This window comes from Brevibacillus sp. FIR094 (assembly GCF_050477165.1).
Classification (GTDB): Bacteria; Bacillota; Bacilli; order Brevibacillales; family Brevibacillaceae; genus Brevibacillus.
Genome location: NZ_JBEAES010000053.1, coordinates 14,817 through 28,521, shown reverse-complemented (window position 1 = coordinate 28,521; position 13,705 = coordinate 14,817). Strand labels below are relative to the sequence as shown.

Below are 13,705 nucleotides of genomic sequence, written 5' to 3'. Positions count from 1 at the left end.
GAGAAATGGAATTAAGGCTGTTGCTGCTAGTGATTTTGAACATCTGCTACCAAGACGTGGAGGTTATTTATCACAATAGTTATTGAATTAAATGAATGAGTTGGTTCCAATTGTTGGGATCCATTTCCATTAATTCGCCGATCTGCTTTATTGCTTCGAAGACATCTCTTTGGATAATAATTCTCTCTTCAATAATAGTTGAGCAAAGATGTTCCAAGGCAACGCCCCATTCATTGTGATCCAATAACTCGAAAATGAAGTCCATATCCTTTTTAGGCATTCCACTAGTTTCTTTTACGATCCGAATTATATTTTGACTTTGAGTGGGACACATCATTTTCACCACCTTACTGTGGTTATAGCAGGAATAGGAAAACAGCTTAACACAACGGTAATTTAGAAAATGTACTCTAATGCTGTCAGAAATATCCCGAAGAGCAAGAGTATCCAGCCAATCACTACTGTTATGTGGGTTAAAAGCTTCCAGATTCCATAAACAGAGCCTTTTCGTAAACTAATACGACTCCACAGAATCATCCATAATCCCATCAGGGCTGCTTCCTTTTGAAGGACTGGAAAAGCAACGCAAATTAATAGACCTGTGATGAAACCTAATAGTATCAATTTTAATGAGCGAGTCATATAAAGTACCTTTCGAATCCAAAATTTATATTCAAACACTATATACATTAAAATGATTATTCCTTGAAGTAAATACAAAATTTAACACAACACACGATTTGTTAAATGAGGTGAGCAAGCGGCAAGCCCAGTGTCCAAAAAAATACCCCCTGGGATAACCCAAGAGGACGTTAATGGAAATTCTTCTTTTACATGTTCCTGAAGCTCCAGGAAATGACTATTGCAATATGACTTTGAAGCTACTCGATGCCGTTGCTCCTTTGGCATCAGTGGCTACGATTGTCACTGTAACGGTACCTAAATTATTAGGAAATCTAGAAAATTCTAGGATTCCCGATGCGGATAAAGTGGCTGTAGCGGGACTTCCAGTCATCGAGTAAATCATGAAGGTCAAAGGATCTCCATCCGGGTCGGTAAAATTCCCTGCCACGTTAACGGTGAGCGCAGGTGTCAGAGGGGGCATTATTTGATCCGGAATGGCACTAACTACTACAGGTGTTTGATTGCTATTCTCGACTTATTCCCTTCAGTTAATGAGGGGGGTTCGTTCGAGCCTACACCGTGCAGGCGACTTTCATCGCACACGGCGTTCCATCAACGGATAAAAAGGTGAAAACTTACAATGGGCTACTCGATTATATCAACTCTTTTATTATCTGTGACCTAACTAAAGTTAACGATTCATTTGACAGAGAGAATTTAATTAACAAAACACACGATTTGTTAATGGGGTGATTTGGTTGAAAGAGTCTGATTGGGTTCATGCATATGTCAAAAGCAGAACAATCACTGGTTTCATTTTGGGAATGTCAGAGGACATGTTGACTGTTTACGTAACGCTACCATCGAACATTGGTGAAATAAATGTCAAAAGGGCAAGTGCATGGCTGGCTGAAGAAAACACACAGCTAGAGGATATTACTCCAATGATCGATTTATCCTTGCTGACGAAGGACAAGGAATGGTTCAAGCAATTAAAAGCTGACTTGTCGCTACGGGAACAATGGATACTATACCATGCAACGAAAACGACTTAACAAAACAATCGATTTGTTAAATGGGAGTGATACCTTTGTGCTACTTGATGTAATGAGATAGTCATTTGCAAATAAAAAAGAAGTGTCCCAAAGGACACCCTAATTGAACAGAATTATTTATGATCTTGAAAGTGCATAGATTTCAACCAAAAAGTCTGCTTGTGCACCCTTAGGATTCCCAATGTAAAGATTGCGAGTAGAAACAACATCTGTGATTTTATCGCTAACTACTCCAGTAAAATGAGTAGGATCACTGCCACCACTAACATCTTGAGCGACAGCAAAACTAATTTGATTAGGATTGGAAACTCCACTTATTACCCATTGAAAATTAATTGTGTTTGGCGGAAGGACTTCCGTTCCAATGTTTGAGCTCGAACGAAATGATTGACCAGGCAATGGGGAAGGAGCGGAATAAATAGCGCCGATAAACGTTGACTTAAGTTCACTCATGAAAAAACACCCTCTCAAAAAAAATAACTACATGGAGACTTTATTGTGAAAAAACGGTAAATATGCAATTTATTTTAAATAACTTGTGAGAAGTACGGGGGCGTTTTACAAAACATTACAAAAGAAAAGCATTGAGGCTTTAAACCAATGTTTAAAGCGGTAATCAGGAAAAGAAAAAGCACCACTAAGGGTGCAGTCTCTTAACGATTATCTAATGTATCAGTATCTACTACAAAAGGTTCATACGTAGAACTGGGTGGAACCCAATGCATACTTACAACCGAAAAAGTGAAGTCATGTCTTTTCAGAGAACAACAAATAGTAATAGTCTTATTTTAGAAGTGCGAAAGATTCATTTATTTTCAAATCAACAAACAGTTGGTCAAACAGCTTGCCATCTTCAGATTGGGAATCAAGCGGATTGGACTGTGGCGTTGTATACACATACACCATGTCATTTGATTCTGCAATGGATGTCCCTACAGGCGGCCCTTCTTCGCCAGAGAGGCGAGTCCAATCAGTTTTCGTAAAAACGGAGATCATCAGGAGCATTTCAGAACCTTTTCCATCCTTCGTCGCATAATCGAATTGCACTACATGCTTGGCCGATGGAAGAATTTTGTCTGCATCTGCACCTGCGTATTGGTTCACCTTGTAATGCCCGTTCCAAGAAGTTGGCGGCTTAAAGCTGAAATTTGCTTGAGGGTTAGTGTAAAGGTCAGTTTTTCCGCTTTCCTGCGCAACAGGCTGTACTGGCTGTTCTACTTTGGCGGATGGCTGAATCTTGTCTGTATCTGCACCTGAAGGTTCGTTCACCTTTTGATGCCCGTTCGAGGATGTTGGGGGCTTAGAGCTGAAATTTTCTTGAGATTCAGGTTGTTCTACTTTGCCATAGTTAACAGCGAGTAAGATGCCGACAACTACGACGGATGTCAGTATGATGCCGACGATGATTTTTTTGAAATTCATGTTGGTTCCTCTTTCTGTGTATAAGGGGTGTTGTTGCTTGTAAGGTCATTATAAACGAACAACATATGAAGATCGTTACAGAAAAGTGACATTTTTCTATCTCACATAAAAAATTTTTGGCTGGCATTTAACAAAAGAGAAAAAGTGATTCCATTCAGAATCACTCGGCAAATACCACAGGGACATTCATCTGATTCGCTATCCACATAAAATTGCCTAATTCTACAGGGTTCCGGGAGATTCGCTCAGCACTTTGGCAGATGACCTTGTTTACCAATCCAGCCTCTATGTCAGCAATCAACTTAGACAGACCAGGGCGATCCGAGTCAATGGTTTTAACGTCCATTTCCATATACACCTTATATTCTATGTCTTGGACAAGCGGCATGCAGAACTCCATTTGCTTTTGGGTCTTCCGAAAATCACTGGAGGCGGTTCGAATAAAAACAGCAACCATAGGATCACCTCAAATCCAATTGTTAATTAATGGTAATATATGCGAACGACGCCGTCAGGGAGAATATTTAATTGATACGAAAAGAAGAGCCCCCAGTTGGGAGCCCGTATATATGTTCGGCAAAAACATTATAGCATGGGCTGCCACGAGGGGGAATTGGAAAGATGAGCGCACAAGAGCAACTGTCATTTCTAGAACCAGTAGATGAAAAAGAAGTCAGAAAGGCTGTTGTCAAAGCATTAATAGAATATAAGGCCCTTCGTGTTGCTGTACAAAATAAACAGGAGCGACAGGAGAAGGGTATCGATCAACTGTTCCCACAGCTTCAAAAGTCTGAGTCCACGAATGAGTTGAAAGCACGACAAATCGAAAGGGCATTACAATATTCGTTGGATGAAGTTGAGCGTCAGATTATTGAAGAGAAGTATCTCAGTACATCACGGGTAAAAGACATTAACGTATATCTAGATATGGGCCTGACTAAGGATCAATACTACATGAAAAAGAAAGATGCAATAAGGCAAATCGCTACGGCACTCGGCATGATCTGAGTGCCTTTTTTTCAGGTAACAAGCCAATCATCCTCTATACTTGGAAGAGAAGCAAATGAACATATAACACTTGGTTGGTTTGGATTCCATCCAATTGGTTGGAGACAAAGATGCAATTTCCAAATAAAATAAGCCCTGTTAAAACATATACAAAGAAATGGAGTGATGACAAATTGAATTTAAAAATTTTAAATTCAACTTTTTCTATTGTTAAATTTCCCCCAACGGAAACAATGCCATTGTGGGTAACTAAATGTGATATATTTTCTATTACCCGAACAAATGAGGAGCTTTCAATTGTATGTCCTTCTGAGTGTTTACCGTTTAAACAAGAATTTATGGAAGTTGAGAATGATTGGAAATGTATTAAAGTAGAAGGTATTTTAGACTTCGGATTAACAGGTATATTAGCTTCTTTAGCTAATCCATTAGCAGAAAATAAGATTAGCATTTTTGCTATCTCTACTTTTAATACTGATTACTTGCTTGTTAAAAGTCAGTATATAGAAAAAGCAAGGTTGGTTTTAGAGAGTGAAGGGCATTCATTTACCAATATTTAAAAAAGACTATCTCGCTAACTAGGGACATTACTTCCATAATGGGGTAATAATTCAACTAACAGGTTCGATAGCTGAATACAGTAGTGCCAGAAACCACCAAGGTGGTTTCTTTTTGTTGAGAGTTAGTTTACAGCAGGTACTTCCTTGATGTCCTCGACAAAAACCCGACAAAATGCGGGACAAAACCCGGACAAAATCAGGGATAAAAGGCAGGACGATTTGAAATGCCTGAATCGGTAATCTTGAGTCAAGAGCAAGCGACATCGGCTCTTGGGAGATACCGCCTATCCCTTATCAATGGTGTACCTGAGCGAATCTATGGGTGATGACGAATGTGACCTTACGAGAGGGGGACATTCTGAGCCTGAACGCACCAGTTGCGACGAGCGTAGCAGGGAACCATGCAATTATTTTTCATTGTATGCATTACAGCGGTTTTCAAGTTTTGGGAACCCCTCTCGGAGTTTTAGGAAATCGCGATTTACTCTTTTGGGATTTATCGGACAGGGGACTACATGCGAGACTTAAGGCTTCGGCCCCTCGCCCCTTGTCCTGTACTTCTCATACTCGTTATGCTAAGAGTGTAGAGGCTTTTTTCCGGTAAGCAGGGGCAAATGCTTACTGATTGTTCTGCACCGCCTCCGACAGTCTGTGCCCGCAACAAGCGTAAGATTGGCTCGCGGCGGAGGCCCCTGCCGAAGGAAATGGCAATAAAGTCTGTAAGAAAAGGTGAATTCCTCTATTCAGCCGAATTATTCTCTGCATGGAGGGGAAAAAATGACGACTAAAATTGGTGAGTTAGGGCTCGATACTGTATTAAGTAAAATTGGAGTTGACGAGGGAACAGAACTTTACGAATTGATAGAAGCAGGGTTTTCTCTTGCGCCTTACATTGGTAAAGTAATGCAATATATTAAAATGAAGAGGTTTGAACAAAGGTTGCAAGAACATGAATCAGCAATTCAGTGCATTGAGTCACTACTACACTATACCAAATTACCTCATGATTTCATCAAGGAAAGGATTTTTCCAATAGTTTTAGAAGATCTTTTGGAAGAACATGAAGACAATAAGATAAAGTATATCTTAAACGGTTTTCAAAATGTTTTGCTGGAGGACCTTGGTGAAGAGGACATAGTTTTAGCTTATTTTGATACTCTGCGAAATTTGAGATATGCTGATGTTAGAAGATTGGCTTATTATGCTGATGTTGATGAATATTACCCTGATACAATGTACTTCCTCGGAAGCCAATTTGATGGCTTGGCAAAATATATTGATTCAAAGCTAAATAATCTATTCTTGATCATGATTCATAAAACATGGGGAGCAATTGGTGGTGATGAGCAGGAACTGTCTAAAGAACAGGTAAAGTTAAGTAACTATGGTGAGCATTTTATGGAGTTTATTACTGTAAACGAGGACAACGTGCAATTAAAATTTAAGCGCCGATAATTCGGTGCTTTTTCTTTAGTACAGACATATTACTGAGGTGGTGGGTGAGATGTAGTGCGGCAGTATGTTAACTTAGCGACAGGAGAAATATACTACTTGGAGAAAGTGCTGCGCCAGTCTGGAGAGATCGTAAAGGTTTTTCGTCCAGGTGGTCGCAGTTCAAAGTTCGTGAAGATTAAAGCCAGCCAAAAGGCAAAGCGACGGCTCAGAAAGCTGTCACTCGCTGAGGCTGGTTTTTTGTTAAAGATCGCACCTTATGCCAGCGAGGGAACCAACCTCTTGCAAGGGGATAATGAGCGCGGGCAAAAGGGGACGCCGCTAACGGTCAAAGACCTTGCCCGCATCGCAGACTGTTCCTATCCAACAGCACGTAGGATCGTGAAGGCATTCGTGGAGCTGCACGTCATGCGTCGAACTGAATTGGTAGGACGGTCAGCATTGGCAATCAATCCACTGTATTCTCTCAACGGGAAGACAGCAGAAGCGTGGCTCCTGCAGCTATTCAGCCAGGAGATCACAGAGGCAGGAGAAGACCCAAATTTGGACTAGGGGGTCGCCAGAAGCCAACAGCCAGCCAAGCCATGGGGTTCTACGCAGCAACCCCATTTTTGCGGTGAAAGAAAACATATACTTTTCCGCTTGAATAGTAGTCGTTTCGTTACACCCCCAAAACATGTCATCAGCCCAACAGCATCAAGGCATCCAGCAATTTATGGGCTGGCAATATTCTTAATTCTTACTTTATCGCCACGAAGGAGCTGAACAGCATGGACATACGTAAAATACCAGTCTCTCAAATCAACCCAGCCCCGTATAATCCCCGCGTGGATTTGCAGCCGAGCGACCCCGAATATGAGAAGCTGAAGCGATCCATCGAAGAGTTCGGATACGTGCAGCTGCTCGTCTGGAACGAACGATCAGGGAACCTTGTCGGTGGACATCAAGGATTCAAGATTCTCGTCAATGCGTTGGGATCCACGGAGGTAAATGTATCTGTTGTGGACTTAGACGACGCTCGAGAGAAAGCCCTAAACATTGCCTTAAATAAGATCAGCGGCGATTGGGATGAGGATAAGCTTGCCCAGGTGTTGGCGGAGCTGCAGGAGAGCGATTTGGACGTAGAGCTCACAGGCTTTGATTTGGATGAAGCTGTAGACTTGATCAACGATTACGTCAACATTGAAATAGATGAACCAGTTAAAGAAGATGATTTCGATGTTGAGAAAGCACTAAATGATATTTTTGAACCGGAGACGAAGCCAGGGGATATCTGGAGGCTCGGGCGGCACATTCTTATGTGCGGAGACGCAACAAGTGAGCAGGATGTAAAACGGCTGATGGATGGACAGCAGGCAGCACTAGTAGTTACTGATCCACCCTATAATGTTGCAGTTAAAAGTGAATCGGCAGGACTGGCTTTAGACGGAAGGGAAAGCATCTTGAATGATGATATGCCAATGGAACAATTCGAGGACTTCCTTCAAGCTGTGTTTGCGAACTATGCATCAATCATGGACCCGAAAGCAGCAATCTATGTTTTTCATCCTTCTAGCTATCAGCGAGAGTTTGAGAACAAGATGAACAAGGCCGGAATAGTATCGCGCACCCAGTGTATTTGGGTTAAGAACGCTTTTTCGTTGTCGTTTGCTCAATATAAGTTCAAGCATGAGCCTGTGTTCTATGCTCATCTAAAAGGGCAGGCTCCAGCATGGTTCGGAGATCGTAAGCAGACTACGGTTTGGCGAACTGATCTAACAGGACCTTCCGAAGAACCAGAGACTGTCTGGGAGGTATCGCGAGGGGATGTAAGCAAGTACGTCCATCCAACCCAAAAGCCATTGGCGCTGCTTGCTATTCCAATTGGGAACAGTAGTCAAAAAGGTGATATCACTGTCGATTTTTTCGGTGGTAGTGGATCTACCCTTATGACGTGTGAGCAGATGGGGCGTATCTGTAGAACAATGGAGCTTGATCCGAAATTCTGTGATGTCATCAAGCGACGGTACTATGAGTTAACGGGAATCGAACCTGTGTTACTAACGAGACAAAGCGCTAGAAAATAATGTCGATTTCGATATCAGGCCACGCTTCTTTTAATGGCAGACCATTTAACTTAACAAGAGAGAGCAGCTCATCTGGCTGTTGTGTTGTAATGACACTATCCTCGTCATAGTAACGTGTGAACGAATGACCAAACGGAGTGTTTGTTATTGAGTATCTGTTGCTATTATAAATAAACTCGATGTCACGACCTGATCTTATATCTTCAACGAATTGGTCATATGTGTAAGGCGTCATAGCATGCACTTCCTTTCTAAATATAAGCAAAAGGGAGACGCGTGAACGTCCCCCTCTGCACCCGGGTCACCCCGGCTGAGATAGTGGAAACCCGTGGCCACGGAAGATTCAAGCCACTATCTCATTTTCCATTTTACAGGAAAGCCGAGGGTGCCACAATGAAAACAACTACAGAACAGTCTTCTCCTGAATCTATTGACCTTCTATTGCAATATCAAATCGAAGTGATGGAAGGCATCATGGAATCGAAGGATCAATACAGGAAAGTCGTGAAAGCAGCCATTGCAAAGTGGGTTAAGGACTTCCAATCTGGTCATATCGAAATCAAGACAGTGGATGATTTGAAGAAGCTTATAGAACTGGATATTGAGCTGCAGAAAGATGGAATGTAAAATATAGGTCATCAAGCTGAATGGACGGGATGACCATGTTATGAATGAGAATTTACCATCTAGAAAACTAAAGCACGTAAGAAAGTGGAAAACAATACTTACCAAGTTCATAGGAGCAGTAATATTCATTATTTCTATACTTCTCGCTCTAGCAGCTTATACAATCTTCTTATCCTTAGCTGCTCAGGATGATGAGGCGATGAAGGCGCTTGGTCAAAACTTTGGAACAATAATAATTGCTGTCGGGGTGAGTTTTCCAACTATAATTGTTGCTATTTTCCAAGTCAAATACAGTGAGATAAAGGAAAAGAGAAAACGGCTTCAAAACGATTTATTTTCGTTTGTGATTGCTTTCGTTCTATTTATTGGAGTGAATACAGTAGCGATTATAGCTCTGTATTCCCAGACCTTGAATTATAAAGGTGAGATCATCGCAATAATGATAGGGTCGTTAATAGGACTAACTTCAGTGTTTTTGTCTGAAATAGCAAAACTTCTTAAATAGTTGGGCACCAGATAATGGTGCTCTTTTCTTTTTTCAAAAACAACCCCATGTAGTGGTGAGGTGGTGGTCATGTAGATGGCGAGGAATCCTGAAAAGAAAAGATGCAAAGCAAGAAGCAAGCAGCGCGATGAGCAATGCAAAAACTGGGCTAAGCCGGGCTGGGATGTGTGCCGTTTTCACGGTGCTGGCGGCGGCGCACCACAGCGTAATACCAACGCGGTCAAGACGGGCGAACATGAAACTATTTGGTATGACACCCTCGACGATGAGGAGCGCCAACTGTTCGAACTAATTAACCTCGATCCATTGGCTCAAGCAAATGAGCAGATCCGTTTTTTAAGTATCAGGGAACGCCGGATGATGATACGGATTCGAAAGCTTACGGAAGGGTTAACGGAGAAACAACGTCGAGTCTTGCAAAAGAGACTCCCCATCAAAACCCCGGTCGAAGTACATGAAGAGAAAACAGGCGTGACCAAAACAGTCATTCTCACTCATGAGGAATTGGTAACAGCAGAAATTGAAGAAACTGAGTACCGAGCGATTGAGGATATAATTGCGTTGGAAGAATCCTTGACCAGAGTACAGGACAAAAAATTGAAGGCAATACAGCTCAAAGCTCAGTTGTTGAGCAATGGCGGCGGTCCTGAGAAACAGATCACCGTCCGGAGGTGGTCACGTGACAAATCTAGCCCTTGAACTCGATCTTGATCCATTCGATGGCTGGACACCTCATCCTAAGCAAATCGAAGTCATGGAATGTGATGCTCGAAACGTAGTCATGAACTGCGGTCGTCGCGGTGGTAAAACGAACGTGGGAGCGCGGAAGTTTTTTGATAACATCCTTGCCGATATTGAAGCAGGGAAAGGGTTGCCTTATAAGCCGCCATTGAACCTCAAAAAGGTTAAGAAACCAAAGCCACGACTGGAGTACTGGTGCGTAGCGCCTGATTACAACATGTCAGAGATTCAACAAGAGGAGCTCTCACAAGTCATCCCCGAGGATATGATCGACACTTGGAACGCATCGGGGAATTTCGTTTGGTTAACGGGATACATTCTGATCCGGTTTAAGTCGGCAGAGAATCCGAAAAAGCTTGTTGGTCGCGGGTTAGACGGAGTATGGCTTGACGAGGCATCGAAAATGAAGCCAGAAACATGGTCAGGCTATCTGGCCTATGCCCTAGCTGATAAAGGCGGGTGGTCTATCTGGACAACTACACCGGAGGGCATCAACTGGTTTGCAGAAGAAATTGTTTTACGTGGTCAATTTATTGATGCAGGTTTGGATGACGATCGCTACCAGGATGATCCTGATTGGCGAAACTTCTACTGGACTTCAAAAGACAACCCGATTCCTGAATTACAGAAGAACATACAGAGAATGATTGAGACGTACCCTGAGCGTTATGTGAAACGTGAGATTTACGCCAAGTTCAACGTTTTCCATGGTCAGGTGTATGAGGAGTTTGACAGAAGCGTTCACTGTGTAGATATACGTCCCGTTGATCTTGCGCGGCGTTTATTTGTCGTTACCTATCCGAACGGCGAGGAACGAGAAGTAATGTTCAAGCGGTATATCGGTGGCATGGACCACGGCTGGAATGACCCAGCGGTGCTATTGGTCTTTGGGTGTACTGACGAAGATTACTATTTGATCGAGGAAAGCTATCGCCAGCAAACCAATGTTCTGGTGGTAGATGATCAAGGGAAGCTTGAGGACTGCCTTGTTAAGAGGTATTTGGAGCTTCAAAAGAATTACCCGATGGATGTCATTTGGGCAGACCCATCCGAGCCAGAAGATATTTCTACGTATCGTCGTTACAAGCTGCCTGTGTATCCAGCCGAAAATGCTATCGGTCCAGGAATACGTCGAGTGTCGAGTCTCTATAAGGTAAAAGAGTCGTCTGGCCGTCCCAACCTTTACATTGCTCGTACTGCCGTAGAGACGACAAAAGAAACAGGCAATTATAAGTATAAAGAGCAAAACGGTATCATGCTTGAAGAACCAGTTGATAAAGACAACCATACGCAGGATGCGAAGAGATACGCGACTTACAGCGACTGGCTCATGTTACTTCAAGCTAAGAAACGTGAGGATAGGAAAAAGAACGGGAAAGGAGGATGGATTTAATGTCCGGAGCCACAGGATGGTACCCCATTGGAAAGGCGGACGAGTCAGGGGAAAGCAAGCAGCTTGTAATCGATCAATTCTCGCATGATTACGATGAGCACAAACTCATACGCCCAACCATTGACCCTGTAGCATGTGTTCAAGTAGTAAAGCAGAGCAACATTATTCCTCAATGTGTCGAAGCGTACAAAACAAGCGTGGTTGGTTATGGCTATGCGCTTACATACCAATCAGGTGAAAGCGACAAGACAGCTAAAGCAGAGTGGGATATTGCTGATCGATTCATGCAGACGGCCAATCTGGAAGAATCGACTGAACAACTGCTGAGCCAGTTGGTAGAAGACCTTGAACATTGCGGCAACGCTTATGTTGAGGTCGCTTATGGCGGCGGGCTTCCTGCCATTTACCGCATACCTCCTGAATACATGCGCTGCACAGCACCACTCGAAAGGGTAGATATGACGTATCGGCGTTTTGTGCAGGGGAAGGTTGAAGAGTTTACGCAAACCAAATGGGTGCGGAAATACGCGCAGAAGAGAGGGACTAATATAACGTGGTTCCGTGAATTCGGGGCGCCCGGTGAAGAGAATGAAGTCATTCATCTGCAACTAGGAAACGGGACTTATGGCGAACCACGTTGGTCAGGAAATTCACCGGGCATTGTTGGTTCAAGAAAAGCAGAGGAGCTCAACTTTGAATACTTTGATAACGGTCGAATGCTAGATATGATTCTGACCGTGATAAACGGTGAGTTAGTTCCGCAGTCTATCGAATCCCTAAAAGGAGCAAGAGGAAAGAAGTCCCGGGGCGGTATTCTGTATCTTGAAGTGCAAGGTTATGACAAAGGGATTTACGGCGATGAGAAGGAAAAAACCACTATTAAGCTGGACAAGCTGAATGACTTATTGCAACAAGATGCTCTTTTTATCGAATACAACCGGGAAAAACGCAAAGAAACACGATCGTCATTTCGGTTGCCGCCGATTCTTACGGGTGAATCCGAAGACTATAACAGAGCAACAAGCGACAACGCTCGTAGAATCGCAGAGGAGCAAGTCTTCAAGCCATATCGCAAGTGGATCATGGACGAAATTTTCAACAAGCGAATTCTTCCAACTATCGGTGTGTATCGGGTAACAGTAACTCTCAATAGCCCGAAGATTAGTGATCCGGAAGAGTGGAAAGCGTTACTTGATTTCTTAGCTGATAGAGGGATTATGCTGGTGCGTCATCTCATCCCCATTGCTGAGGAAGTATTGGGAACCACCATTGATGAGTCGAAGTATACCGAGGAATACCTTGATACTCCGATTGCCAGCTTAGGCAGTACATTTTCTCAAGAGCCATTCGGTACATCTGATCCGCAAGAGCAAATGGCGACGATAGCAAAGAGTTTGCTTCGCGAAATGAGGGAACGCCAGCATGTGTGACCAGTGCCTGTATCTGATTGCCAAAGCGGATGACGCCGACTTTCTTGATAGCCTTGACCTTACCCATGCAGAACGCGCATTGATTGAGAAGCTGTACAAGGAAGGTGAGGAGTCAATTGCTAACCTTCTTGAATTGCAGGGAAAGGCTTTGGACGAAGCCATTCAGGAGCTAAGCGACGAATTGACTACAGATACGGATGAGCTATGGAAAGTCATATTACTGGTACAGACCGGAGACTATTTCCAAGAGAAGTTTGAGCAGGCTGTCTATGATGCTTTCATGCCGTTGTTCAATCTAGCAGCAGAATCCGAAGCGGTAGGAATTAATACAGGGGCAGTATGGGAGCAGGAAAACAAAGCAGCAGCCCAATATACCGAGAAGCTGAAAAAAATGGTGCCCGCAATGAATGACACTTCTGCTGATCGCATGATCCGATCGTTTAAGAGAGCGATTGAAGAGGGCAAGACTCCTGCGGAACGAGCTGTATTAGTCAAAGAGGTAAGCAAGCAGGCAGCAAGTGGCGAGGAAGGACCATTCAACATGAACCGCGCTGTGACTGTAGCGAGAACCATATCCACGGCTGCTGCAAATGGCGGCAAACTGGAAGGCTGGAAGCAGTCGGGGCTTGTGAAGAAAAAGCGATGGAGGGCAGCGAATAACAAGCGCACTCGTAAGGATCACAAAGAGGCAAACGGTCAGACAGTGGACATTGACAAACCATTCAAAGTAGGAGGTGAGAAGCTCATGCACCCAGGTGATCCAGAGGGAAGCGCCAAGCAAATTGTGCACTGCCGTTGTACCATGCAAGCCATAATTTAAGG

The 13,705-nt window shown here is 43.3% G+C and carries 18 protein-coding genes; 12 read left to right on the top strand and 6 right to left on the bottom strand.

Going from position 1 to position 13,705, the window contains the following annotated elements:
- Nucleotides 1-79: 79 nt before the first annotated feature.
- Together ACQ5DJ_RS28135 and ACQ5DJ_RS28130 are read right to left on the bottom strand one after the other, a co-directional pair.
- Nucleotides 80-337 carry a MafI family immunity protein gene (locus ACQ5DJ_RS28135; RefSeq protein ID WP_429845325.1) on the bottom strand — a complete coding sequence of 86 codons (258 nt, stop codon included), beginning with the start codon at nucleotides 335-337 and terminating at the stop codon, nucleotides 80-82.
- A gap of 522 nt (nucleotides 338-859) precedes the next feature.
- Nucleotides 860-1,105, bottom strand: coding sequence for an Ig-like domain-containing protein (locus ACQ5DJ_RS28130; protein ID WP_429845324.1), 246 nt, complete (start codon nucleotides 1,103-1,105; stop codon nucleotides 860-862).
- 277 nt (nucleotides 1,106-1,382) lie between these two features.
- On the opposite strand from ACQ5DJ_RS28130, the gene ACQ5DJ_RS28125 reads away from it, so the two are divergent.
- Complete coding sequence (locus ACQ5DJ_RS28125; RefSeq protein ID WP_429845323.1) at nucleotides 1,383-1,679, top strand: hypothetical protein; 297 nt, start codon at nucleotides 1,383-1,385, stop codon at nucleotides 1,677-1,679.
- Nucleotides 1,680-1,796: 117 nt separating this feature from the next.
- On the opposite strand, the gene ACQ5DJ_RS28120 is transcribed toward ACQ5DJ_RS28125, so the two are convergent.
- The 3 genes from ACQ5DJ_RS28120 to ACQ5DJ_RS28110 form a co-directional block, all read right to left on the bottom strand.
- Nucleotides 1,797-2,132, bottom strand: coding sequence for a DeoR family transcriptional regulator (locus tag ACQ5DJ_RS28120; RefSeq protein WP_429845322.1), 336 nt, complete (start codon nucleotides 2,130-2,132; stop codon nucleotides 1,797-1,799).
- Between the two features lie 330 nt (nucleotides 2,133-2,462).
- Nucleotides 2,463-3,101, bottom strand: a complete 639-nt coding sequence (locus ACQ5DJ_RS28115; protein ID WP_429845321.1) for a hypothetical protein — start codon at nucleotides 3,099-3,101, stop codon at nucleotides 2,463-2,465.
- A 160-nt stretch (nucleotides 3,102-3,261) separates the two neighbouring features.
- Entirely contained in the window at nucleotides 3,262-3,558 is a 297-nt protein-coding gene (locus ACQ5DJ_RS28110) for a recombinase family protein (protein WP_429845320.1), read from the bottom strand.
- Between the two features lie 164 nt (nucleotides 3,559-3,722).
- On the opposite strand from ACQ5DJ_RS28110, the gene ACQ5DJ_RS28105 reads away from it, so the two are divergent.
- From ACQ5DJ_RS28105 to ACQ5DJ_RS28085, 5 genes are all read left to right on the top strand, one after another.
- Entirely contained in the window at nucleotides 3,723-4,109 is a 387-nt protein-coding gene (locus ACQ5DJ_RS28105) for an ArpU family phage packaging/lysis transcriptional regulator (protein WP_429845319.1), read from the top strand.
- 110 nt (nucleotides 4,110-4,219) lie between these two features.
- Nucleotides 4,220-4,669: an ACT domain-containing protein gene (locus tag ACQ5DJ_RS28100; RefSeq protein ID WP_429845318.1), complete on the top strand. Its 450-nt coding sequence runs from the start codon at nucleotides 4,220-4,222 to the stop codon at nucleotides 4,667-4,669.
- A gap of 777 nt (nucleotides 4,670-5,446) precedes the next feature.
- Complete coding sequence (locus ACQ5DJ_RS28095) at nucleotides 5,447-6,124, top strand: hypothetical protein (RefSeq protein ID WP_429845317.1); 678 nt, start codon at nucleotides 5,447-5,449, stop codon at nucleotides 6,122-6,124.
- Nucleotides 6,125-6,229: 105 nt separating this feature from the next.
- The gene (locus ACQ5DJ_RS28090; RefSeq protein WP_429845326.1) at nucleotides 6,230-6,673 is read left to right on the top strand and encodes a hypothetical protein; all 444 of its coding nucleotides are present in this window, start codon (nucleotides 6,230-6,232) and stop codon (nucleotides 6,671-6,673) included.
- Between the two features lie 218 nt (nucleotides 6,674-6,891).
- A complete protein-coding gene (locus tag ACQ5DJ_RS28085) occupies nucleotides 6,892-8,187 on the top strand; it encodes a site-specific DNA-methyltransferase (protein ID WP_429845316.1) in 1,296 nt (431 codons plus the stop codon).
- On the opposite strand, the gene ACQ5DJ_RS28080 is transcribed toward ACQ5DJ_RS28085, so the two are convergent.
- Complete coding sequence (locus ACQ5DJ_RS28080) at nucleotides 8,177-8,422, bottom strand: hypothetical protein (RefSeq protein ID WP_429845315.1); 246 nt, start codon at nucleotides 8,420-8,422, stop codon at nucleotides 8,177-8,179. The genes ACQ5DJ_RS28085 and ACQ5DJ_RS28080 overlap by 11 nt on opposite strands.
- A 158-nt stretch (nucleotides 8,423-8,580) precedes the next feature.
- On the opposite strand from ACQ5DJ_RS28080, the gene ACQ5DJ_RS28075 reads away from it, so the two are divergent.
- The 6 genes from ACQ5DJ_RS28075 to ACQ5DJ_RS28050 all read left to right on the top strand — a co-directional run bounded on the left by ACQ5DJ_RS28075 (nucleotide 8,581) and on the right by ACQ5DJ_RS28050 (nucleotide 13,703).
- Nucleotides 8,581-8,814: a hypothetical protein gene (locus ACQ5DJ_RS28075; RefSeq protein WP_429845314.1), complete on the top strand. Its 234-nt coding sequence runs from the start codon at nucleotides 8,581-8,583 to the stop codon at nucleotides 8,812-8,814.
- Between the two features lie 40 nt (nucleotides 8,815-8,854).
- Entirely contained in the window at nucleotides 8,855-9,319 is a 465-nt protein-coding gene (locus tag ACQ5DJ_RS28070; RefSeq protein ID WP_429845313.1) for a hypothetical protein, read from the top strand.
- Nucleotides 9,320-9,394: 75 nt separating this feature from the next.
- Nucleotides 9,395-10,018: a hypothetical protein gene (locus ACQ5DJ_RS28065; protein WP_429845312.1), complete on the top strand. Its 624-nt coding sequence runs from the start codon at nucleotides 9,395-9,397 to the stop codon at nucleotides 10,016-10,018.
- On the top strand, nucleotides 9,999-11,453 hold the full coding sequence (locus ACQ5DJ_RS28060) for a terminase large subunit domain-containing protein (protein ID WP_429845311.1): 1,455 nt from the start codon (nucleotides 9,999-10,001) through the stop codon (nucleotides 11,451-11,453). The genes ACQ5DJ_RS28065 and ACQ5DJ_RS28060 overlap by 20 nt, the downstream gene beginning before the upstream one ends.
- On the top strand, nucleotides 11,453-12,883 hold the full coding sequence (locus tag ACQ5DJ_RS28055) for a phage portal protein (RefSeq protein WP_429845310.1): 1,431 nt from the start codon (nucleotides 11,453-11,455) through the stop codon (nucleotides 12,881-12,883). Before ACQ5DJ_RS28060 ends, ACQ5DJ_RS28055 begins: the two co-directional genes overlap by 1 nt.
- Entirely contained in the window at nucleotides 12,876-13,703 is an 828-nt protein-coding gene (locus ACQ5DJ_RS28050; protein WP_429845309.1) for a phage minor head protein, read from the top strand. Before ACQ5DJ_RS28055 ends, ACQ5DJ_RS28050 begins: the two co-directional genes overlap by 8 nt.
- The last annotated feature ends 2 nt before the right edge of the window (nucleotides 13,704-13,705 follow it).